General features: G+C 69.6%; 1 protein-coding gene. It reads left to right on the top strand.

All coding sequences use genetic code 11. The features are described from left to right. A partial coding sequence (locus AC1DK4_RS40820) for an ABC transporter permease subunit (RefSeq protein ID WP_477132280.1) occupies positions 1 to 342 on the top strand: 342 nt, incomplete at its 5' end. Positions 343 to 447 lie beyond the last annotated feature (105 nt).

Raw genomic sequence — 447 nt, 5'->3', positions numbered from 1 at the left:
GCCCTCGGCGTCGGCGCCTCCAAGGCCCAGACCGTGTTCCACCACGTGCTGCCGCTGGCCATGCCCGGCGTGATGACCGGCGCCATCCTGTCGCTGGCCCACGCCCTGGGCGAGACCGCCCCGCTCCTGATGATCGGCATGGTCTCGTTCGTGCCGGGCGTGCCGGAAGGCTTCACCGGCGCCTCGACCGTGCTGCCGGTGCAGGTGTTCATCTGGGAGAACGCTTCCGAGCGGGCCTTCCACGAGCGCACCGCCGCGGCCATTCTCGTCCTCCTGATCTTCATGATCGTCATGAACGCCGCGGCCGTCATCCTGCGCCGCCGCTTCGAACGCCGGTGGTAGGATCCCGATGACCTTCACCCATCCCAAAGCTCCGGCCCTCGTCCAGGGACACGCCATGCCGACCCAGAACCGCGACGCCTCCGTCGCCGCGCCCGTCATCCACAC

The organism is Cupriavidus sp. 05N38, from assembly GCF_056397345.1.
The sequence above is the reverse complement of the archived record's forward strand: the minus strand, read 5'-3'. Positions and strand labels throughout refer to the sequence as shown.